Here is a 22,692-nt window from a genome sequence, read left to right as displayed (position 1 = left end):
ATCTGGCGATGTCTCCAGCAGAAAATTCAACACCGCCCAGGAGATGTCCCGGCCCCCCTTTATTCAGCTTACGCGGGCGGATAGCCATCAGGATTCGGTCAATGCCAGATGCAGGCGGTCGGTCAACGGCTTAAGCAGATAGTTCATCAGCGTCCGTTCGCCGGTGCGGATAAAACCTTCTACCGGCATGCCGGGTCGAATGGTTAATCCTTGCAGCTTATCCATGCCATCCCGCGTGACTTTAACGCGCAGCGCGTAATAGGGTTTACCGGTTTGCTCATCGACTAAACGGTCCGCGCCGACCATCGTCACCTCTCCCGCCACGCGCGGCGTGGTGCTCTGGTCAAAGGCGGAAAATAGCAGCTCCACCGGCAGGGCCAAATGCACTTTATCGATCAGCTCGACCGGTACGCGCGCTTCGACTTCCATCGGCGAATCTTCCGGTACAATCTCCATCAGCTGCTGTCCAGCCTGGATGACGCCTCCTTCGGTAAACACCGCCATGCCGACCACCGTACCCGCCACCGGCGCCCGGATCTGCGTATCCTGCAGGTCAGCCTGCGCTTTCTCCAGCTGATTTTTCAGCGCGGCGATCTGCGCCTGGCCGTCCGCCAGCTGGGTATTGACCTCTTTGCTGTACTCATCCCGGCGCTGCTGCGCCTGTAATCGCAGCTCGATGGTCTGCCGCCGCAGCCGTCCTATGCTGCCGTGGGTTTGTGCAATTTCCCCCTCCACGCTGGCGAGCTGCCCCTCCATCGACAGCAGCTGATTACGCGCCACATACCCCTTCGCGGCCAGCCCCCGGATGCCGGAGAGCTGCTCGTTAAGTAAACGCTTTTGCTGCTGCTTGCTGTTCAGTAAAGACTCCATCCCGCTCAGTAGCGCCTGGGTACCGGCAACGCCTTCGTCAATAGCCGCCAGTTCGCTGCGTAAGGCCGCGCGGCGATTAATCAGCAGCTGACGCTGGAGCGCCAGCTGCTCCACGACCTCCGGTTCATCCCTGGCGGCGATCAGTTCGGGCTGCAGCGCAAGATCGTTCTCCCCGGTTCTCTCCGCCCGCCAGCGCGCCATCTGCAATTGCAAACTGCGCAGCTGGCTTTGCAGCGCATCGCGCCGGGTTTGCGTAGCCACGGTATTCATCACCGCCAGCACCTGACCAGCCTGTACCTTCTCGCCGTCGCGTACGCGCAGCTGCGCGATCACGCCGCCGCCGGGATGCTGCACGGCTTTGCGGTTCCCCGTCACCACCACGCTGCCGGCAACCGGCACGCCGCGATCGAGCGGCGCGAAGCTGGCCCAGCAGAGAAAACCACCAAATCCGACGATAACCAGCCATACTCCCCAACGTAAATAGGACCGTTCGTTGAAGGTCGCCTCATACCCGGCCAGCTGTTCCGCCAACGTCAGCGCTTTCATGATTTACCCTCAACGCGAACCCGCGGCGGTACCGCGGTATAGCCGACGTTGAAGCCGCCATGACGACCCGCGCCGATCGGCGTCACCGCGCCGGCAGCCGGCGCCCGAGCCATGCCCGGCAGCTTTTTCAACACTTCGGCGCTCGGACCTTCGTGCTGCATCCTGCCGGAGGCCAGCACCAGCAGACGATCGGTAATCGCCAGAATATCCGGTTTATGCGTTACCAGAACCACGCTTTTTCCTTTCTCTTTGAGGGTCAGAATGGCCTGCTGTAGCGCCGCTTCGCCCTCTTTATCCAGATTGGCGTTCGGCTCATCCAGCACCACCAGGGCCGGTAACCCGTAGAGCGCGCGAGCCAGCGCCACCCGCTGACGCTGGCCGCCCGACAGGCCGCTACCGCCTTCGCCCAGCACCGTGTCATAGCCCTGCGGCAGCCGTAGAATCAGCGCGTGGATACCGGCCATCTGTGCGGCTAACACCACGCGGTCGGCATCCACCTCGCCAAAACGGGCGATGTTCTCCGCCAGCGTACCGGCAAAGAGCTGAATATCCTGCGGCAGGTAGCCGATATGCGGGCCCAGCGCCGTTTTATCCCATTGATGGATCTCGGCATCGTCCAGCCGCACGCTGCCGGACAGCGGTTTCTGCACGCCGACCAGCTGTTTCATCAGCTGCGTTTTACCCGATCCGGAGGCGCCAACCACGCCGAGAATAGTCCCCGCGGCCAGCGAAAACTGCAGCTGCATTAAGATTGGCTGACGGCTTCCCGGCGCCGTTATCGTCAGTTGCTCAACGCGCAAATTGCCCTGTGGCGCGGGCAGCGCTAAGCGTTCAGGCTGCGGGGGATTCGCTTCCAGCAGCACCTGCAGGCGCCGCCAGGCTTCGCGGGCCGCCAGCCACTGCTTCCAGCTGCCAATCACCTGATCGATAGGCCCCAGTACGCGGCCAATCAGGATAGAACCGGCAATCATCATCCCGGAGGTGATATCGCCCTGGACCGCCAGCAGGGCGCCGCAGCCGAGCATCAGCGACTGCAGGGCCAGGCGTAACGTGCGCGTCAGGGAGGTGATCAGCGCCATTTTCTCGCTACCGCGACTTTGTAAATGCAAAAACTCGGCATGCTGGCAGCGCCAACGCTGACGCAAGGTCTGCAACATCCCCATTGCTTCTATCGCTTCGGCCTGCCGCAGCTGGCCGTTGGCCCGCTGGCTGGCATGGAGCGCCACCTTCCCCGCCCGCTCCAGCAGCGGCTGGCTCAGGCGCAGATTGAGCCAGGCCAGGGCCAACAGCAGCGCCGCGCCAAGGGTCGCCAGGAGGCCAAGCCACGGGTGCAGCAGATACACCACCAGCAGATAGAGGGGGAACCAGGGTGCGTCAAAAAAGGCGAACAGCGCGCTGCCGGTGGCGAACTGCCGTAAACTGGTGAGATCGTTTAACGCCTGGCCCGCCAGGACATTACCCGTTTTCAGATTGGTGCCAAACGCGGCGTCGAAAACGCGGGCGTTCAGGCGCATATCCAGCTGCGCGCCGAGGCGGATAACCAGCCCGCTGCGCACCCATTCCATGAGACCAAGAAACAACAGCAGGCCGACAACCATCAGGGTCAGCATGGTCAGCGTCATAAGATTGCCGGACGGCAGAACGCGATCGTAGACCTGCAGCATATACAGCGCCGGCGAGAGCATCAGCATGTTGATGGCGGCGGTAAACAGCGCCACGCACCAGAAGCCGCGTCGGCAGGTTGCTAACGCCGCCAGAATCTCCTGTCGCCCGGCCAGCGGCCCCTGAGTTACGCTCATTCTCTCTCCTGCCTGAACCGTTTCCCCGCCGCGGCGGGGAAACGGATGGGTTATGCCGCCAGCAGATCCGCATGCTCCGCGGTCGCTGATGTGCCCACCACCGCCGCAACCTGATCGAAGGTCGAGTCGATGCTCAGGTTGTACTGCTCAAGGATGCCGCTCAGCGCGGTTTCCAGCGCGCTGGTATCGCCGGACATCAGGCCATACACCACCTCATGCACGACGCCGTCATGACCTTCAGATTGCGCGCTGCTCAGGCCAAGTCCGCTGAAGCTGACGTCCAGCGCCTGGATGTTGTACGGTGAGGAGGAGCCCCCCTGCAGCCCATCGCCGAACGACAGACCATCCAGGGAACCGTACAGCGTGTGCGCCGGATCGGCAAACAGGGTATAGGTTAAGTTTCCTTCCGCCACGAATGAGGTGATATTGTTCGCGGTACTGGTGATCGCATATTGGCTTCCGGACAGCGCACCGCCGTAGAAGCCGCCAGTGTTGCTTTCATCCACATTGCCGTTGGTGTGGTTAACGTCACCAAACGTGGCTGACCATTCAGCCAGATAATCATGAATGCTATAGCTGCCTACAGAGCTGTCGTAATTCACTGAAAATGCCATATTGGTCTCCTGATATTACAGATATCGCGGCCTTTTTGCGTGCCAGGCACGCCCGAACTGCGCCGCGTTATACGGGGTTAAAAGCGATATTCAATGCCGCCCTGCACGGTACGTCCGCGACCTAAGGTATTACCCAGGGTTTCGCCGTAGCTGACCACATAGGCGCGGTTGGAGACGTTCTCAACGGATCCGCGCAGCGTCAGGTTGTCCGTGACGCGGTAGCTGGCGTAGAGATCAAACAGGGTGTAGCGCGGCCAGTCGGCCAGATAGGGGTAGTTGCTCGGGACGCTGTGATCCTGATATCCCGGGGCAAAACGTACCGTGACGCCGGCATCCAGCTTGCGGTCGAAGGCGCGTCCGCCAAGGGTAAACGAGCCGCGATCGCCCGGCAGGAACGCGGCGGAGCTGAACTGGCTGCCGCCGTCGCAGGTGACGAAGTTATTCGCTTCATCATTATCTTCCCAGTACCAGTTATTAGCGCTGCCGGCCCCCTGCTGTTTTCCGCCCAGCCAGGCTTTCCGCGAGCAGAATTCGTTTTTGCCGATCATGTGCGTGTAGGTAAAATCGGTATAAACGAAACCCGCATCGTAATTCAGCTGATACTCAATCCCGCGGAAACGGGTGCTGTTGAGGTTATTGACATACGCGGTGTTGCCCAGCCCCGGCTGGGTGATGCCAGGCTTCTCGCGGTTAATCGCCATGCTGATATAGTTCGACACTTTGGTATCGAACCAGGCCACTTTGACCGCCAGACGATCCTCCTCCTGCAGCAGACCGGACTTCAGCAGATTCATGCCCACTTCCCAGGCGCGGGAACGCTCCGCCTGCAGGAACGGGTTAGGGTATTGCGTAGAATCGCCATGGGCGCTGCCGCTGGTCAGGGTTTCGGTGATCGCCGGCGGACGCCATGAACGACCATAGGTGGTATACAGCTCCAGCCATTCGACGCCCGGCCTCACCGCCAGCGCCATGGTGGGCGACACCCGGGACTGTTCGCGATCCACCGCCCATTCATGGTAAGAGCTGGAAATAACGCAGCCGCTCAGACGACGCGAAGTGCAGGGATTATCAATGGTGTAGGTGGCTTCGGGGTAGTTCATGCCGGTGGTGCCGCGCAGACGATAGCGGTCATAACGCAGCCCGCCTTCGACGGTTAGCCAGTCGTTATACTCATAGGTCAGCGTGGAGAACAGGCTGAATATCGAACGATTCCCGCCGGGCGTCACGCCCACCATATCCTCTGACGTGGAGCGGCTGGAGGCTTTGTCATAGTAAAATTCAACGCCGTAATCCGCCTTCAGCATATGCGCCGGGGCAAGAGAGAAATGCGAGGTATTTTGCAGCTGCGCGCCATAGGTACGCAGGCGGGTTTGCGTCCAGTAATCGCCAGACGCCGCCGACGTCCCGCTACCGTAGGTATCGCTGCGCGAGTCGGTATCCACGTAGTAGAGCTTGGCGTGCAGATCGAGCCAGTCGCGATCGTACGGCGCAAGGCTGTAATCCAGAGCGACGTTGCGCGCCATCACCACGTCGTAGCCGCTCTGCTTCCAGCCTAACGTCTGGTCATCGCCTTCGCCGATGGCGGTCAGCGTACTGGCCGTCGGCGAGCTCACCTGGGTTTGCAGATAGCTCAGCTGCAGGCGCTGGTTGGCGGGCAGATTCCAGCCGACCTTCGCCATCCGCGACAGCATCTTGTAGCGGCTATCGGTAATCTGATTATTTTTTAACGCGCTGGCATAGCGATCGTAGTTGCCGGTGGCGTTGTTGACGCGAATATCGCCGATATTGCCTTTATTCCCCGGCCAGTAATCGCCCAGATGGCGCTCGCTGGCAGCCAGCAGTATATCCCCCGTCTCATTGCCCCACGCCAGCGCGCCGCTGCCGATAAAGCGGGTACCGTTATCGCCGGTACTGGCGTGTAGCTTGCCTCCCAGCTCTTTACCGTCATAGATAAAATCGCTGGCATTCAGGGTGTTAAACGTGGCGATCCCGCCTAGCGTACCGGCGCTGCCCATCCCGCCGGTGGTGCCTTTTTCAATAGTCACCCCGCTGAGCAGTTCCGGATCGATGTACATCGTGCCGTTCCGTTGACCGTGGCCGCTTTTCTGAAAATTCTGCCGCATCCCGTCGATGTTCATATTGACGCGGCCATAGTCCTGAATACCGCGAATATTCACCGACAGGGAGGGATCCTGCTGGCTGACGCTGGAGTAAACGCCGGCCGTCTGCTCAAGGATATCCGCCGCGTGCCGCGCCGGCCTGTCGTCCAACTGCTTGCGATTGATCACGCTGACGGAGCGGGGCTGCTCATAGACCCAATCATCGGCTAAGTATTTTAAGGGGGCGGTGACGGTCAATGTATCGTCTTTCGGGGCGCCGCTGACGCGGGCTGCATCGCCGCGGCGGGCGCGGAGAATGACCTGGCCGCTATCGGTAAACTCCGGGGCCACGGCGTTGTCGCCAAGCAGCTGATTCAGCGCGACGGCGATCGGCATCGGGCCGTTCAGCGGCTGCGACGCCATCCCCTGTACCGTGCGGTCTTCAAAAGCGATCTGCACGCCGGACTGCTCGCCGAAGCGTAACAGCGCGCTTTGCAACGGTTGGGAGGGAATCGAGAATTTTTTGCTGTGATTTAACGTTTCGACCGCCGGCGATGCGGCATGGCCCAGCGCCGGGGTTGCCAGCGCTAACGTCAGCGATATGGCAAAAGCAAGAGGATGGCGGCTTTTGCAAAAATGGAGCTGTAGCTGATGCATGTGTGTACTCGGCTATTGTTGATAATGGTAATCAATCTCATTCAACAATAAAGACGAACGACATACGCAAACCCGTAAAAATTTTTTAGAAAAAGTAAAAATATAAAAATGGCTAAGGGAAATGCGGCGGAATACGGCCGTCAGACTCAGTACAGCAACGTCATTCCCGGCAGCGTCATCTGCTTCGCGCCCAGGGTCTGGCACAGGGTGGTAATGGCGCGTTCAGGCTGATTGAGGGCGAAAGTGCCGCTGACGATCCGCTTTCTCAGCGTCGGGTTAATCACGATAATCGTTTGGCTCTGATAACGATTTATCTGCGCCACCGCTTCGCGGACCGGCTGTTTATCGATAATCAACCAGCCGCGGCGCCAGGCAAACTGCGCTGGCGCAACCGGGCGTCGCGTCAATTGATTATCGGCATAGTGCGCCCCCTGCTGTTCGGCCAGCACCAGCGTTTGCCCTTTATAGCTGACCCGCACGCTGTGCTCATGTACCGCCACATCCGCGCCGCCGCCAGCGAGATCGACGCTAAACTGCGTACCTAATGCCTGGGTGATGCCGCCCTTCGCTTCTACGCGAAAGGGGCGCGTCTCGCGACGGCTAAGCGGCGCCACGGTAAACCAGGCGTGCCCGGAGAGGAGCGTGATGCGCCGCTCGTTGTCGTTAAAATGCAGGGCGATGGCGCTGCGGCTATCGAGATCCACCCGGCTGCCGTCCGGTAATGTGACCTGGCGGATTTCGCCGACGGCGGTGTAATAATCGGCCTGCCAGCGCAGCCAGGGATCGGGAAGCAGAAACAGCACGGGGAGGAGCGCCAGCAGAACAACAGCGGCCGTCGCCCAGTGGCGCCAGCGGGCTCGGACCGCCGCCCGGGCCGGTAGGGGAACCACGGTGGAGGATGGCGTATTCGGGGACGAGTCAGCCGGGGCAGATCGCGGCAACGCGCCGAGCATCAGCCACAGCTGCTGCGCCTGAATCAGCGCATCGAGATGCTGCGGATCTTCATCCCGCCACGCGGTCATCGCCCGCTCCTCCTCATCGCTCAGCGACCGCTCGGCCATTTTCACAGCCCATAGCGCGGCCTGCTGACGTATTGCCTCACTTAACTGACTCATTTCACTGCTTCCTGACTATCCGGGTTAATCATTAAGACGTTTGAAACAGGTAAAACCCGTAAAAAAAATGCCATTATTTCTGCATTCCGCACAGCAGGGCTGCCAGCGCCTGCGCCAGATGTTTTTCTACCGTGCTGAGCGACACGCCCAACCGCTGCGCAATATCCGCCTGCGCCACGCCCTCAAACCGGCTGAGACGAAAAATAGTCTGCGTCCGCTCCGGCAGGGTCATCAGCTGAGCGATAATCCTCTCGGCCTGCTGCTGATCAATCGCGCGTTGTTCCGCATTCGGATCGCCGCTGGGAAAATGGGCCATCTCATCGGCACTGAACGCCGTCGTTTGCCGTCGCTGCAGCTGACGGTAATGATCGAACAGCAAATTCCGGGCAGTACGGAACAGATAGGACTCACTATCCTGAATTTTTCCCTGTGGATAATGCTCGGTGAGCCGGGCAAAGCTCTCCTGCATCAGATCGTCAGCCAGTTGCGCATCATGCAGCTGGCTTTTCAGATACGCCAACAGCGGCTGGGCATGACGCTCAAACAGCACCTGCAGCTCAATATTGGACATTCACTTTTCCCTGAAGGGCTGGCACCAAAGCCACTATAAATCACATAAATGATTCTCATTTTCAACTGTGACGTTACCGACCCGGACGCGGGGATACTCGAGGAGGGGGGACACGGTAGCAGAGAGCGCCGCCGGGAAAGGCCGCGGCGGCGCTACTCCAGATGTTTACGCTTAAACTGGCTGGCGTCGATATCATACTGCTTCATCTTGCGCCACAGCGTCGTCCGCCCGATATTGAGCAGATGGGACATCTCCTGCACCCGGCCGCTGGTGACGCGGGCGGCATGAATAATGGCCTCTTTTTCAATGGCGCTGAAGGTCAGACTAGCGGGTAACAGCGGCGAGGCGGCGTCGCTGCCCGGCCGCTCGGAAAAGAGATAGTCCGGCAGGTTGCTCAGGCGAATATGGCCGTTGTCGCTGCTGATGGCGACATTTTCAATAATGCTGTTGAGTTCAAAATCATTGCCCGGCCACGAGTAGTTCACCAGCTGCGCCAGGGCGTCATCGTCCACTTTCAGCCGCGACGAAAAGCGCTTCTCCAGGCTGCGCAGGCGGTTGTGTACCAGCGATGAAATACTGTTGCGCCGCGCCCGCAGCGGCGGGATGACGATCTCAAACGAGTGCAGGGCGTAATAAAGCTGGCGGCTAAAGCGGTTCTGCTCCACCAGGTTGGCAAGATCGACGGTGGTTGTGGCAATCACTTTGACATCCACCGGGATCAGGCGTCGGGCATCGAGACGGGTTAACACCCCCTGCTTAATCACCTGCAGCAGCGCAGATTGCAGCTCCGGCGCCAGATACTCGATTTTTTCGAGGAATAAGGTTCCGCCGCTGGCCAGCTCCAGACGACTCAGGCGGCCGTTTTCATCATCGGTCGGCGCGCTGCCCATAAAATCCTGCCCCAGCACGCTGTCGGCATACAGCTGGCAGTTCACCGCAATATAAGGGCCGCCGGCGCGCTCGCTTTCATTATGAATTGCCTGGCCGAGCAGCTCTTTGCCCACCCCCTCTTCACCGCACAGCAAAACCGGGAAACTGCCCCGTGCCGCCTGGCGGCCAAAATGAATCAGCCGCCGGGTTTCCGGGTCGTCGGATGACATCTGCTCGAAGGTATGACTCACCTTGCCCAGCTGGCTGGTCATCAGCTGGCGCATCTGCTCCACCGGGTGCAGCAGTAAAATAAAGCTGTTGCCCTGCTCTTCGACAATCGGCTTGAGGGTAATGACGGCATCGATAAACTGATGCTGGCTTTCAAAAGTCACTTCGGCATGGCTCAGCGCACGGGCGTGCTTGATCGCCCGGCGCAACAGCGCCGGCAGGGTCACCAGCTCGTGAATATTTTTCCCCTGGCTGGACTGCGCATCAAGATGCAGAAGCGTCGCCGCCTGCACGTTAAGGAACTGCAGCACCCCCTGCTCGTTCCACGCCATCACCCCGTCATCCATGCTTTCCAGCAGGCCATACATCTGGTTGAGATGGCGGTTGGACTCGGCCAGCAGGCTGTCGGTCAGCAGCGAATTGCCCACTTCGCGGGCGATAGCCAGGGTCAGCGACAGGTCAGAGGAGGCCTGCTGGTCGGTTGTACAGCCCAGCGAAATGGAGCCAAACAGGCGGCCGTGGTTATCAAACACCGGCGTCGAACAAAATGACCAGCCGTGGAGCGCCTGTTTAAAATGTTGATCGCCTGAGGTTTTCACCGGCTGCCCCAGCATTGAGGCCAGCGAAAGCGCGCAGCTGCCGATGATGCTTTCCGCGCAGTAGCTGCCGTCAAGGAACCCCAGCTCCGCCAGCTGCGCCAGCGTCTGCGGATCGCCGCAGCGGCTGAGAATACAGGCGGACTCATCGAGGATAAACAGCGCGCAGGGGCGGCTATCCATAAACTCCCAGGCATCTTCCAGCGCGGCCTGACCAATGGTCAGCAGCGCGGTCTTCCGCCGACAGATCGATTCGAAAGTCAGCCCCTGCGCCTGATGCGGCGCCTGCCAGGTTTCCCGCGGCATAAACCTACTGCAGCGCTGCCACGACTGGCTGATAACGGAGGATACTGTTTTACCGGAGTCCTGAGTCTGCGCCGTCATTTCCCTTTCCGCTGTTGAATAATAGATAACCCCTCCGCCCATCACGGGCGGAGGGGAGAAACGCGTTGTACCCTTCATCCACAGCGAGAGCGAGGCGTTAACGCGCCAGCCACTGCTGGCCGAGCAGATCGGCCGTCAGAATGGCGGCGTACACGTTGTCGGCCGTGACCGGGAAAGGCATGTTATGGATAGTTTCGCCTTCCGCGCAGGTAGCCTTCGCCACCGCCATAATTTTGCTTTCGATGCCCTCTTTGACACCCATTTGCGCCAGCGTCATCGGCAGGCCCACTTTCTGGCAGAAGTTCAGCACCGTTGCAATCTCTTCCATTGGGCTGTTCTGCAACACCAGCTGCGCGAGGGTGCCAAACGCCACTTTTTCGCCATGGTACAGGTGGTGACACTCTTCCAGAATGGTAAAGCCGTTATGGATCGCGTGCGCGGCGGCAAGGCCGCTGCTTTCAAAACCAATGCCGCTGAGGTAGGTGTTGGCCTCGACAATACGCTCCAGCGCGTCGGTCACCACGCCGGCCTGGGCGGCAAGGCGCGCTTTTTCGCCTTCAGCCAGCAGCGTATCATAGCACAGGCGGGCCAGGCTTAATGCCGCCGCCGTGGACTGACCGCCGGCCATGCTGGTCGCTCTGGCATCAAAGCAGGCCTTCGCCTCAAACCAGGTGGAGAGCGCATCGCCCATCCCGGCGACCAGCAGGCGCACCGGCGCTTTGGCGATAATCGCCGTGTCCATCACCACCATATCCGGGTTTTTCGGATAGATCAGATACTCTTCAAACTCACCGGCTTCGGTGTAAATAACCGACAGCGCGCTGGTCGGCGCATCGGTAGAGGCGATGGTCGGGATCACCACCACCGGCAGCTTCTGGTAATAACCAATGGCTTTGGCGGTATCGAGCGTCTTCCCGCCGCCTATCCCCACCACGCCGCGGCAGCCGTGCTGTTGCAAAATCGCGATCAGGCGATTGATTTCCGCATGGCTACATTCGCCATTAAACCGTTCCGCGTGGCAGCTGATGTCGTGGCTATGCAGGCCGTTGAGCACCTTGTCACCCGCCAGCTTCATGACCACCTCATCGGCAATCACGAAAAAACTGTCCGCCAGGTTTTTGGCATACTGACCAAATAGCGTGGAGGCATCAGGTCCCTGAAGATATTTGGCCGGAGATTGAATAACTCTTAGCATTCCTTTCACCCTCAAATAAGTGCATGTTTTACATGATAAGCTCTGGCGTCATCCTGTTCGGCCTTCTGCTGATGGCGGGAACGGGAGCGTATCCGGAGCGATGCAAATACTGTAGGGCGCGCGGCGAACAAAAAAATTTTTGCCGATTTTGTTCTGATATGAAACAGAGAACAATTTTACGCGTTCCATTTTGGAACATTCATCGCGGAAAAACGACGGGATTGCGATCCCGATCCGCCCGTTTAACGCAAAGTCGGACAACCAACCGGATAACACCCTAACTCAGCCGTCCATCGCAGCATAAAATGAGCAGAAATAGCGGCCTCTTCGCTCACTTATCGCGGACAGAATGAGGGCGAAAAAATCGCCTCAGGTCGCATTTTTCTCTTTATCCGACCAATAATGTTTCATTACGGAACAAAAAATAATAATCACGTTCCGTAATGAAACCCATTTTAACGGCGTTTTCTTTTGCGCTAACTCAGCCAGAATCTCTACATCGTCGGGCTGTTCTTCACGCCGGACGACATCCCTACACGATGACCGCCTCCGTGCGCAGAGAGGCCGCATCGCATCACTCCGACGGAGCATGAATAATGAAAAAACTGATTAACCGTGTCGAAGATGTACTGAGTGAACAACTACTTGGCCTCGCTAAAGCCCATCCTGAATTAACGCTGCATCAGGAGCCGGTATACGTCACCCGCGCCGATGCGCCGGTGGCCGGAAAAGTGGCGCTGCTCTCCGGCGGCGGTAGCGGGCACGAACCGATGCACTGCGGCTATATCGGCCAGGGTATGCTTGCCGGCGCCTGTCCGGGCGAGATCTTTACCTCGCCGACGCCGGATAAAATGTTCGAGTGCGCGCTGCATATCGACGGAGGCGAAGGCGTCCTGCTGATCATCAAAAACTACACCGGAGATATTCTCAACTTCGAAACCGCCACCGAGCTGCTGCACGAAAGCGGCGTGAAGGTCACCACCGTGGTGATCGATGATGACGTCGCGGTCAAAGATAGCCTCTACACCGCCGGGCGGCGCGGAGTGGCGAATACCGTGCTGATTGAGAAGCTGGTTGGCGCCGCCGCCGAACGCGGCGATTCGCTGGAAGCCTGTGCCGAGCTGGGCCGCAGACTTAATAACCTCGGCCACTCGATCGGGATCGCGCTGGGCGCCTGCACCGTACCGGCCGCCGGGCAGCCGTCATTCGAATTACAGGATAATGAGATGGAGTTCGGCGTCGGCATTCACGGCGAGCCGGGCATCGACCGCCGTCCCTTCAGCTCGCTCGATCGTACCGTCGATGAAATGTTCGACACCCTGCTGGAAAACGGCACCTACAGCCGCACGCTGCGCCAGTGGGATAACGTCAAAGGCAGCTGGCAGGATGTTCAGCAGAGCAAGCAGGCGCTGCAAAAGGGCGATCGCGTCATCGCGCTGGTGAATAACCTCGGCGCCACCCCGCTCTCTGAGCTCTACGGCGTATACCACCGCCTGGCGGCACGCTGCGAGGAGAACGGTATCACGATTGAACGCAACCTCATCGGCAGCTACTGCACCTCGCTGGATATGGTGGGCTTTTCCCTCACCCTGCTGCAAGTCGACGACGATACGCTGGCGTTGTGGGACGCCCCGGTCCATACCCCGGCGCTGAACTGGGGCCATTAAGGAGCACACCATGTCACTGAACAGAACCCAAATCGTTAACTGGCTCTATCGCTGCGGCGACATCTTCACTACGGAGAAAGATTTTTTGACCGGGCTGGATAAAGAAATTGGCGACGCCGACCACGGACTGAATATGCATCGCGGCTTCAGCAAAGTGGTGGAGAAACTGCCGTCGATTGCCGATAAAGACATCGGTTTTATCCTCAAGAATACCGGAATGACGCTGCTCTCCAACGTCGGCGGCGCCAGCGGCCCGCTGTTCGGCACCTTCTTTATTCGCGCCGCCCAGGTCACCCAGGCCCACCAAAGCCTGACCCTCGACGAGCTGTATCAGATGATACGCGAAGGGGCCGACGGCGTGGTGAACCGTGGGAAAGCGGAGCCCGGCGACAAAACCATGTGCGACGTCTGGCTGCCGGTGGTCGACTCGCTGCGCCAGTCCAGTGAACAGCACCTGTCGGTACAGCACGCGCTGGATACCGCCGCGCAACAAGCCGAAACCGCCGCACATGCCACCATCACCATGCAGGCCCGTAAAGGCCGCGCCAGCTATCTCGGCGAGCGCAGCATCGGGCATCAGGATCCGGGCGCAACCTCGGTGATGTTTATGATTCAGGAGCTGGCTGCCGCAGCCAAAGAGTAAGGATAAAGCGATGGTAAACCTGGTTATTGTTTCTCATAGCGCCCAGCTGGGCGAAGGTGTCGGAGAACTGGCCCGGCAGATGTTAATCGGCGACGGCTGTAAGCTGGCGATCGCCGCCGGTATTGACGATCCTGAAAACCCGATCGGCACCGATCCGCTCAAGGTGATGGAGGCGATTGAATCCGTTGCCGATACTGACCACGTGCTGGTGATGATGGATATTGGCAGCGCCCTGCTCAGCGCCGAAACCGCGCTGGATCTCCTCGATCCGGCCATTGCGGCGAAAGTCCGTCTGTGCGCGGCGCCGCTGGTTGAAGGCACGCTGGCGGCCACCGTCAGCGCCGCCAGCGGATCGGATATCGAGAAAGTGATCCGCGACGCGATGAGCGCGCTGGAGGCCAAACGCGTACAGCTGGGATTACCATCGCCCTCAGCAGAGAGCCCAGCGGCCGCGGCAAACGCCGACGATCGTAGCGGGCAGTCCCTCTCCGTGGTGATTAAAAACCACAACGGTTTACACGTTCGCCCGGCATCACGCCTGGTGGCGACATTAGCCGGCTTTAATGCCGAACTGGTGCTGGAAAAAGATGGCAAATGCGTATCGCCGGACAGTATCAACCAGATTGCGCTGCTACAGGTACGCTGCAACGATACCTTAAGGCTGCTGGCCCGCGGGCCGGATGCCGAAGCGGCGCTGGCGGCGTTCCAGGCGCTGGCGGCAGAGAACTTTGGCGAGCGGCCGGACGCCGCTCCGGCTGCTCGCGCGCCGTCTGTCGCGCGCGTCCGGGGGACAGCGCTACTTTACCCGCTGCCGCACGCCGCGCCGCTGCGGCAACACGGCGCGGATAACGCCCGGGAGCAGCGGCGCCTGAAACAGGCCATTGACCAGACGCTGGCGGACCTCAACGCGTTGACCACTCTGGCGGAGGAGAATTATTCCGCCGATATCGCCGCCATTTTTTCCGGCCACCATACCCTGCTTGATGACCCGGACTTATATGACGCCGCCTGCGATCTTATGCGCGATGAACAGTGCGGCGCCGAATGGGCGTGGTATCAGGTGCTGGCCGATCTCAGCCAGCAGTATCGTCATCTGAGCGATACCTACCTGCAGGCGCGCTATATTGATATTGAAGATCTTCTCCACCGGACGCGATGTCATCTGCAGGGCCGTAGCGAAGCGCCGCTGGCGGTCAGTGAGCCGACCATTATCATCGCCGACGATATCTTCCCCTCCACCGTACTGCAGCTGGAGCGCCGGATGGTGAAAGGAATCTGCCTGCAGGAGGGAAGCGAGGTGTCCCACGCCGCGATTATCGCGCGCCAGGCCGGTATCGCCTGCCTGTGTCAGCAGGGAGAGGCGTTGAAAAACGTGCGCAGCGGCGAAGCGCTCACGCTTGATGTCGCCGGGAAGCGTATTATCCGCGGGTAAATAGTCTGTACCCCTTCTTAACGCCGGAGGCACCGCCTCCGGGGATTGTGTTTTCGCTCAACCTCCAGGAACCGTTATGTCTCAATTCTTTTTTAATCAGCGCGCCAGCCTCGTCGACGAAGTCATTGAAGGGACGATTATCGCCAGTCCGTGGAATAACCTGGCGCGGCTGGAGAGCGACCCGGCGATTCGCGTGGTCGTTCGTCGCGATCTGAACAAAAACAACGTTGCGGTGATTTCCGGCGGCGGCTCCGGCCATGAACCTGCCCACGTCGGTTTTATCGGTAAAGGGATGCTCACCGCCGCCGTCTGCGGCGATATTTTTGCCTCCCCGAGCGTCGATGCGGTGCTGACCGCGATTCAGGCGGTCACCGGCGAAGCGGGCTGCCTGCTGATCGTTAAAAACTATACCGGCGATCGCCTTAACTTCGGCCTCGCCGCCGAGAAAGCGCGCCGCCTGGGCTATAGCGTCGAGATGCTGATCGTCGGCGACGATATTTCGCTGCCGGATAATAAACATCCGCGCGGGATCGCCGGAACCATTCTGGTACATAAAGTGGCCGGTTACTTTGCCGAACGCGGCTACAACCTCGCCACGGTGCTGCGCGAAGCCCGGTACGCGGCGAACCATACCTGTAGCCTCGGCCTTGCCCTCGCCAGCTGCCACCTGCCGCAGGAAGCCGCAACCGCGCCGCGCCATCATCCGGATCGGGCCGAGCTGGGTATGGGCATTCACGGCGAACCCGGCGCCTCGGTCATCGCCACCCAAAACAGTGAGCAGATTGTGCAGCTGATGGTGGAGAAGCTGAGCGCCGCCCTGCCGCAAACCGGCCGCCTGGCGGTGATGATCAACAACCTCGGCGGGGTGTCGGTGGCGGAAATGGCGATCCTGACCCGCGAACTGGCCAGCACGCCGCTCCATCAGCGCATCGACTGGCTGATGGGCCCGGCGTCGCTGGTGACGGCGCTGGATATGAAAGGCTTCTCCATAACCGCTATCGTGCTGGAAGAGAGTATTGAAAAGGCGCTGCTTTCCGAAGTGGAGACCGCCAGCTGGCCCACGCCGGTACAGCCGCGGGCGGTCTGCGTGATGCCTTCCGCACTGCGCAGCAGCCGCGTGGAGTTCCAGCCTTCAGAAAATAGCGCAGTGGCGGACTATGTGGAGCAGATCACCGGCACGCTGTCCGGGCTGGAGACGCAGCTGAATGCGCTGGATGCGAAAGTCGGCGATGGCGATACCGGATCGACCTTCGCCGCCGGCGCGCGTGACATTGCCGACCTGCTGCACCGCCAGCAGCTGCCGCTCGCCAGCCTTGCCACCCTGTTTGCCCTGATCGGCGAACGCCTGACCGTGGTCATGGGCGGTTCCAGCGGCGTGCTGATGTCGATCTTCTTTACCGCCGCCGGGCAGAAACTGGAGCAAGGGGCCAGCGTGGCGGAGGCGCTGAACGCCGGTCTGGCGCAGATGAAGTTTTATGGCGGGGCGGATGAAGGCGACCGTACGATGATCGACGCCCTGCAGCCGGCGCTGGCGTCGCTGCTTGCCGCGCCGGAGAATTTACCGGCGGCCTTTGCCGCGGCAGAAGCGGGCGCCGAGCGCACTCGCCATGCCAGCAAGGCTGGCGCCGGACGCGCATCGTACCTCAACAGCGACAGCCTGCTGGGCAATATGGATCCGGGCGCCCACGCGGTGGCGATGGTGTTCAAAACGCTGGCGGAAAAACAGCGCGGGTAAGCGCTCTTTCTTCTAATAACCGCATAAACATCCCCGGCGGCAGCGCTTAGCCGGGGCCGGTCGCCCGGGCAAGGCGTTGACGCCGCAGCCCGGGGATCGCGCCTGCCGCACCCCGGCCTATTTACTGTGCCAGTATGCCTGGGAGCGCACCAGCTGCGGGTCAATCTCGTCATTTTCAAACCGGCCGAGCAGCGATTTCACCACCGCGCCCTCGCCGGTCAGCCAGATAAAGTAATCTTGCGCCGGAACGCTTACCTGCGCCAGGCGTTCAGCCAGCGCTGACGATTGATGGCCGACAATCCACTCAATATTGAACCCCTGCAGATCCGCCAGATAGTCTTGATAAGATTCGTCGCCAATCGTCACCAGCGCCGTTACCTGCGGGCGCGCGGGCAGACGGCTGAGTCCCAGCAGACGACGGCGTAGCGCGGGCATCCCGGATTCATCACAGACATACAGCTGCCAGGCGTAATCTTCCGGCACCACCAGCGAGCCACGCGGGCCGCCGATAACCAGCTTATCGCCGACCTTCGCCGCCAGCGCCCAGCTGCTGGCGACACCGCCGTCATGAATAAAAAAGTCATACGCCAGTTCATGACGCCCGGCATCGTACAGCGGTGTGTAATCACGCGTCGCCGGGCGAACGCCCTCGCCCCAGTTAATGCCCTCTTCCGTCACCTCCGGCGGCACAAACGCGGCGCCGGCTTCCGGGAAGAAGAGCTTGGTATGGTCATCAAACCCCTGAGAAACAAAGCCATCCAGCGCATCGCCGCCCAGCACAATACGCTGGAAGGCGCTGCCGATACGCTCAACGCGCAGCACGGTTAACTCACGGAAACGCAGTTCGTTGCGTACGCGCTGTGGGTACTGAGGTGCTTTCGTTTTTATCATCGTCGGTCGCCTTCGTGAAATTTATAGATATATCTAAACTTTGTGTAAATGATAATGATTGCCATTAAAAAAGAATGCAAGTTTTTTTTGATATAGGCATAACAAAAAGCAACAAAGTGCAAAAACTAAAAATAAATCAAACAAAATCAATTAATTAAAAAATAAACATTTCTCCGTATTGCTTAGGAAGCACATTTAGATATAGATTAGATATATCAAAAATAAACAGGAGTTAACGATGCGACATCATCATGAAGAAGGCCGCGGGTCCCGCGGACACCACCCTGAACATGGCGAGCACGGCGAACATGGCCGTAGAGGCGGCGGCCGCCGTCAGCGGTTCTTTGGCCACGGCGAGCTGCGCCTGGTGATCCTCGATATCCTCACCCGTAACGCCAGCCACGGTTACGAACTGATTAAAGAGATCGAAAATCTAACTCAGGGTAACTACAGCCCGAGCCCGGGCGTCATCTACCCAACGCTCGATCTCCTGCAGGACCAGGGACTGATCGCCGTCGAAGAGGAAAATGGCCGCAAAAAAATCGCCATTACCGAAGAAGGCAGCCGCCTGCATGCGGACAACCAGGAGCAGCTGGGCCAGATTCAGGCACGAATGCAGGCCCGGATGGTCGGCTACGAACTGCGTAAAAATCCGCAGATGAAGCGGGCGCTGGAAAACTTTAAAGCCGTACTGGATATCAAAGTGAACCAGCAGCCCAGCAGCGATGCGCAGCTAAAGCAGATTATCGCCATCATCGATCGCGCGGCGATGGAGATTTCCCAGCTCGATTAATCGGTAGTCTGGCCCTCTGCCCTCATATCGGGCAGCCTGCACCGCCGCGACGCAGGCGGCGGCACGCCTGACGGTGAGTTGTTGTGCCGGTTCAGGAGTAAAACATGCCAAAAATATCGCCGTGAGATTAAATCTTGCGCAATTGCGCTTTCACGCTGCGTTTATCCCGATTTTCAGCTCCTCCACCGAAGTGGCGTAATCCCTGCAATACTTAATTCAGTATCATGTGATACGCCCGCCCCAGGAGCTCACTTTGAACAGGTTACCTTCCAGCGCATCGGCTCTGGCCTGCAGCGCACACGCACTGAATCTCATTGAGAAGCGCACGCTTGATCATGAGGAGATGAAAGCACTCAACCAGGAGGTCAGGGAATACTTTAAAGAACATGTCAACCCGGGGTTTTTAGAGTACCGAAAATCGGTCACCGCTGGCGGGGATTACGGAGCCGTAGAGTGGCAGGCGGGAGGTTTAAATACGCTTGTCGACACGCAAGGACAAGAGTTTGTCGATTGTCTGGGTGGCTTTGGAATTTTTAATGTAGGGCACCGTAATCCAGTTGTGATTTCCGCCGTCGAGCACCAGCTCGCTAAACAACCTCTGCATAGCCAGGAGCTACTTGACCCGCTGCGGGCCATGCTGGCCAAAACGCTGGCCGCCTTAACGCCCGGCAAACTGAAATACAGCTTCTTCAGCAACAGCGGTACGGAGTCGGTCGAAGCGGCGCTGAAGCTCGCTAAAGCCTACCAGTCGCCGCGCGGCAAATTTACCTTCGTCGCCACCAGCGGCGCGTTTCACGGTAAATCGCTGGGCGCGCTGTCGGCCACCGCCAAATCGACATTCCGTAAGCCTTTTATGCCGCTGCTGCCGGGCTTCCGCCACGTACCGTTTGGCGATATCAACGCCATGCGCACGCTGCTCAGCGAGTGTAAGAAAACCGGTGATGACGTCGCGGCGGTGATCCTCGAGCCGATCCAGGGCGAAGGGGGAGTGATCCTGCCGCCGCCGGGCTATCTGCCTGCGGTACGTAAGCTGTGCGATGAGTTCGGCGCGCTGCTGATCCTTGACGAAGTACAGACCGGCATGGGGCGCACCGGCAAAATGTTCGCCTGCGAGCACGAAAACGTTCAGCCGGACATTCTGTGCCTCGCCAAAGCGCTCGGCGGCGGCGTGATGCCGATTGGCGCGACGGTTGCCACCGAAGAGGTGTTCTCGGTTCTGTTCGACAATCCGTTCCTCCACACCACCACCTTCGGCGGTAACCCGCTGGCCTGTGCGGCGGCGCTGGCGACGATCAACGTACTGCTGACGGAGAATCTCCCGGCGCAGGCGGAACAGAAAGGCGAACGGCTGCTGAACGGCTTCCGGCAGCTGGCTGACGCGTATCCGGACCTGGTAAATGAAGTACGCGGTAAAGGCATGCTGATGGCGATTGAGTTCGTCGATAACGAAATCGGCTATCACTTCTCCAGCGAGATGTTCCGCCAACGGGTTCTGGTCGCCGGGACGCTGAATAACGCCAAAACTATTCGCATTGAACCGCCGCTGACGCTGACGTCCGATCAGTGTGAGCAGGTCCTCAAAGCGGCGGGTAAGGCGCTGGCAGCTCTGCGCGTTTCCGTAGAAGAAGCCTGATCTCCCCTCGCCCTCCCCTCTGCGTATGGGCGAGGGGAGCGGCGAGGAGAATATCTCATCCCTGCGGTAATAAACCAATAAAGCTGCGCTTCTGCCGCGGCTGCGACATCATCTCATCCAGCTTTTCCACGCAGGCCAGATAGTGCGGGGCTTTCTTATGCGCCAGCACCGACTCATCATCTTTATAGGCTTCATAGATAAAAAAACGGGTCTTCACTTCCGGGTCCTGCAGGACATCGAAGCGCAGATTGCCCGGCTCCTGCAGCGCCCCCTCATGGTTAGCGCGAAAGACGTCGAGAAACTCATGCACCCGCTCCGGTTTGATATTAATTTCCACCAGCGTCACGTTCATTTCAGCTCTCCCTGTTTTTCTTCCTGCCAGAACTGGTACGCCTCGCGGGCGCTCATATTCTCATGGACCACTTTCTTCACCGCCTTCAGCATCGCGCGCGGCGCGCTGGACTGGAAGATATTGCGCCCCATATCAACGCCAGACGCCCCCTGATCAATCGCCCGCCAGCACATCTCCAGCGCGTCATGTTCCGGCAGCTTTTTGCCCCCGGCGATGACAATCGGCACCGGGCAGCTGGCGGTGACTTTTTCAAACCCCTCCTCGACAAAGTAGGTTTTAACGAACTGCGCGCCCATCTCAGCGGCAATACGGCTGGCGAGCGAGAAGTAGCGGGCGTCGCGGGTCATCTCTTTGCCCACGCCGGTCACCGCCAGCACCGGCATGCCGTAGCGGTTGCCCGCATCCACCAGCTTAATAATGTTATTAATCGACTGATGTTCGTACTCGCTGCCGATATAGACCTGCGCCGCCACCGCGCAGACGTTGAGACGCAGCGCATCCTCCATCGCCACCGCGACGCACTCGTTGGAGAGCTCGCTTAAGATCGAGTTACCGCCGGAAGCGCGCAGCACCACCGGCTTATTGGTGGCGGCCGGGACCTGGCTGCGCAGCACCCCGCGGGTACACATCAGCACATCGGTCTCAGCAAACAGCGGCGCGATGGAGAGATCGATACGCTCAAGCCCGGTAGTCGGCCCCTGAAAATAGCCGTGGTCGAAAGCCAGCATCACCGTGCGGTTGCTCTGCGGGTTAAAGATCCGCGCCAGCCGGGACTGCATCCCCCACTCCAGCGAACCGCAGCCTTTCAACGTATAGAGCGTGTTCTTCTGCGGCCTGTCGAAGCCGAAGTCTTTCCCCTCTTTGATATCGTCTAAATCTGCCATCTCATCCTCCGTCAGAAGTCGTAGTTATTGATGTTCTCTTTGGTGAACACCACGCGCTCCGGCAGCAGCACGATACCGTTGCCTTTCGCCTCATACTGGTAGCCCTGGATGCTGTTCGGCTCGACCTTCAGCGTCCCGATATCTTTCACTGCCACGCTGTCCCCCACGTTAAGATCGCCTTTTTTCAGTAAGCGATCGGCGACGTTTACCGCAATTTTGCCTTGCTGGACCACATCCCACAGGCCGAACGCTTTCACCGTCCCGCGCTCGACGTACGGGCGCATCACGTTTGGGGTACTGAAGCCGACGATCGCCACCCCCTGGCGTTTGAGGTTTTCCGCCGCCTGGGCGGCTGCCGGCAGCGCGTTGGCGTCCGGGGCGATGATGGCGTCAAGATCCGGGTAGGCCTTTAAGATCCCTTCGGCGGTTTGCAGAGAGCGGGTGGCGTCGTTATAGCCAAACTGGGTGGTGACGATTTGCCACTGCGGGTGCTCTTTTTCGATTTTGGCTTTCGCCTCCTTCACCCACTGGTTCTGGTCGGTCACCGTCGGGCTGGAGTAGAAGAACGCCACTTTCGCCGCCGGTTTGCTCACCTGCCTGGCGGCCATATCCACCAGCAGGCCGCCAAGCTGCTGCGGCGTTCCCTGATTGATGTAAATACTGCGGCATTCGGGTTTGGTGTCGGAGTCCCAGGTCAGCACCTTCACGCCGCGCTGCATCGCCCGCTTGAGCGCCGGGCACAGGCCGTCCGGCGACACGGCGGAGACGATGATGGCGTTGTAGCCCTGGTTGACGAAGTTATTGATGAGCTGCACCTGGCCGGAAACGCTCGGCTCGGTCGGGCCGTCGTAGGTGACGTCCACCCCCAACGCTTTCCCCGCCTCTTTCGCGCCGTTGCCGCCGCTGGTAAAGAAACCGACGCCGACCAGCTTAGGAATAAAGGCGATACGGTCGGCCGCCTGGGCCGCCGCGACGCTCATGGCCAGCGCCAGGGTGCTTATTTGCAGGATATGCTTTGCTTTCATCTTGTTATGCTCCGATTGTTTTATACCCGTCATACTTCAGGTTGCATGTGCGTTGGCTACGTTCGTTCCCCCCCGCGGCCCCCGGGAACGCAT

General features: G+C 59.6%; 18 protein-coding genes. 6 read left to right on the top strand and 12 right to left on the bottom strand.

The window, feature by feature from the left end; translation table 11 throughout:
• Nucleotides 1-87: 87 nt before the first annotated feature.
• The 8 genes from EDF73_RS13515 to EDF73_RS13480 all read right to left on the bottom strand — a co-directional run bounded on the left by EDF73_RS13515 (nt 88) and on the right by EDF73_RS13480 (nt 11,544).
• Complete coding sequence (locus tag EDF73_RS13515) at nt 88-1,416, bottom strand: HlyD family type I secretion periplasmic adaptor subunit (RefSeq protein WP_132729631.1); 1,329 nt, start codon at nt 1,414-1,416, stop codon at nt 88-90.
• Complete coding sequence (locus tag EDF73_RS13510) at nt 1,413-3,215, bottom strand: type I secretion system permease/ATPase (protein WP_132729630.1); 1,803 nt, start codon at nt 3,213-3,215, stop codon at nt 1,413-1,415. The genes EDF73_RS13515 and EDF73_RS13510 overlap by 4 nt, the downstream gene beginning before the upstream one ends.
• A gap of 50 nt (nt 3,216-3,265) precedes the next feature.
• Nucleotides 3,266-3,829 carry a heme acquisition protein HasA gene (locus EDF73_RS13505; protein ID WP_132729629.1) on the bottom strand — a complete coding sequence of 188 codons (564 nt, stop codon included), beginning with the start codon at nt 3,827-3,829 and terminating at the stop codon, nt 3,266-3,268.
• Between the two features lie 77 nt (nt 3,830-3,906).
• Nucleotides 3,907-6,585 carry a TonB-dependent receptor gene (locus tag EDF73_RS13500; protein ID WP_132729628.1) on the bottom strand — a complete coding sequence of 893 codons (2,679 nt, stop codon included), beginning with the start codon at nt 6,583-6,585 and terminating at the stop codon, nt 3,907-3,909.
• A gap of 146 nt (nt 6,586-6,731) precedes the next feature.
• A complete protein-coding gene (locus tag EDF73_RS13495) occupies nt 6,732-7,700 on the bottom strand; it encodes a FecR domain-containing protein (RefSeq protein ID WP_132729627.1) in 969 nt (322 codons plus the stop codon).
• Between the two features lie 73 nt (nt 7,701-7,773).
• Complete coding sequence (locus EDF73_RS13490; protein ID WP_132729626.1) at nt 7,774-8,271, bottom strand: RNA polymerase sigma factor; 498 nt, start codon at nt 8,269-8,271, stop codon at nt 7,774-7,776.
• A gap of 152 nt (nt 8,272-8,423) precedes the next feature.
• On the bottom strand, nt 8,424-10,349 hold the full coding sequence (gene dhaR, locus EDF73_RS13485; RefSeq protein WP_132729625.1) for a dihydroxyacetone kinase operon transcriptional regulator DhaR: 1,926 nt from the start codon (nt 10,347-10,349) through the stop codon (nt 8,424-8,426).
• A 97-nt stretch (nt 10,350-10,446) separates the two neighbouring features.
• Nucleotides 10,447-11,544, bottom strand: coding sequence for a glycerol dehydrogenase (locus tag EDF73_RS13480; RefSeq protein ID WP_132729624.1), 1,098 nt, complete (start codon nt 11,542-11,544; stop codon nt 10,447-10,449).
• Nucleotides 11,545-12,140: 596 nt separating this feature from the next.
• Here EDF73_RS13480 and dhaK point away from each other — a divergent pair.
• The 4 genes from dhaK (at nt 12,141) to EDF73_RS13455 (ending at nt 17,021) form a co-directional block, all read left to right on the top strand.
• Nucleotides 12,141-13,211: a dihydroxyacetone kinase subunit DhaK gene (dhaK, locus tag EDF73_RS13470; RefSeq protein WP_132729623.1), complete on the top strand. Its 1,071-nt coding sequence runs from the start codon at nt 12,141-12,143 to the stop codon at nt 13,209-13,211.
• A 10-nt stretch (nt 13,212-13,221) separates the two neighbouring features.
• The gene (gene dhaL / locus EDF73_RS13465) at nt 13,222-13,854 is read left to right on the top strand and encodes a dihydroxyacetone kinase subunit DhaL (protein WP_132729622.1); all 633 of its coding nucleotides are present in this window, start codon (nt 13,222-13,224) and stop codon (nt 13,852-13,854) included.
• A 10-nt stretch (nt 13,855-13,864) separates the two neighbouring features.
• Nucleotides 13,865-15,286 carry a dihydroxyacetone kinase phosphoryl donor subunit DhaM gene (dhaM, locus tag EDF73_RS13460; protein WP_132729621.1) on the top strand — a complete coding sequence of 474 codons (1,422 nt, stop codon included), beginning with the start codon at nt 13,865-13,867 and terminating at the stop codon, nt 15,284-15,286.
• Between the two features lie 76 nt (nt 15,287-15,362).
• Nucleotides 15,363-17,021: a glycerone kinase gene (locus EDF73_RS13455; RefSeq protein ID WP_132729620.1), complete on the top strand. Its 1,659-nt coding sequence runs from the start codon at nt 15,363-15,365 to the stop codon at nt 17,019-17,021.
• A 117-nt stretch (nt 17,022-17,138) separates the two neighbouring features.
• Here EDF73_RS13455 and EDF73_RS13450 read toward each other — a convergent pair whose 3' ends face one another.
• Nucleotides 17,139-17,912, bottom strand: coding sequence for a siderophore-interacting protein (locus EDF73_RS13450; protein ID WP_132729619.1), 774 nt, complete (start codon nt 17,910-17,912; stop codon nt 17,139-17,141).
• A gap of 238 nt (nt 17,913-18,150) precedes the next feature.
• Here EDF73_RS13450 and EDF73_RS13445 point away from each other — a divergent pair, with 238 nt between their 5' ends.
• Complete coding sequence (locus tag EDF73_RS13445; RefSeq protein ID WP_132729618.1) at nt 18,151-18,705, top strand: PadR family transcriptional regulator; 555 nt, start codon at nt 18,151-18,153, stop codon at nt 18,703-18,705.
• Between the two features lie 253 nt (nt 18,706-18,958).
• The gene (gene ygjG, locus EDF73_RS13440; RefSeq protein ID WP_132729617.1) at nt 18,959-20,338 is read left to right on the top strand and encodes a putrescine aminotransferase; all 1,380 of its coding nucleotides are present in this window, start codon (nt 18,959-18,961) and stop codon (nt 20,336-20,338) included.
• 55 nt (nt 20,339-20,393) lie between these two features.
• On the opposite strand, the gene lsrG is transcribed toward ygjG, so the two are convergent.
• Genes lsrG through lsrB form a run of 3 tightly spaced genes read right to left on the bottom strand, consistent with a single transcriptional unit; the run spans nt 20,394 to nt 22,599 of the window.
• Nucleotides 20,394-20,690 carry a (4S)-4-hydroxy-5-phosphonooxypentane-2,3-dione isomerase gene (lsrG, locus tag EDF73_RS13435; RefSeq protein WP_132729616.1) on the bottom strand — a complete coding sequence of 99 codons (297 nt, stop codon included), beginning with the start codon at nt 20,688-20,690 and terminating at the stop codon, nt 20,394-20,396.
• Nucleotides 20,687-21,574 carry a 3-hydroxy-5-phosphonooxypentane-2,4-dione thiolase gene (gene lsrF / locus EDF73_RS13430; protein ID WP_132729615.1) on the bottom strand — a complete coding sequence of 296 codons (888 nt, stop codon included), beginning with the start codon at nt 21,572-21,574 and terminating at the stop codon, nt 20,687-20,689. Before lsrF ends, lsrG begins: the two co-directional genes overlap by 4 nt.
• 11 nt (nt 21,575-21,585) lie before the next feature.
• Nucleotides 21,586-22,599 (bottom strand): autoinducer 2 ABC transporter substrate-binding protein LsrB, encoded by a 1,014-nt coding sequence (gene lsrB, locus EDF73_RS13425; protein WP_132729614.1) that lies wholly within the window; start codon nt 22,597-22,599, stop codon nt 21,586-21,588.
• Nucleotides 22,600-22,692 lie beyond the last annotated feature (93 nt).

Origin of the sequence: Klebsiella sp. BIGb0138, assembly GCF_004342285.1 — a bacterium.
Classification (GTDB): Bacteria; Pseudomonadota; Gammaproteobacteria; order Enterobacterales; family Enterobacteriaceae; genus Klebsiella.
This window is presented reverse-complemented; position numbering and strand designations above follow the sequence as displayed.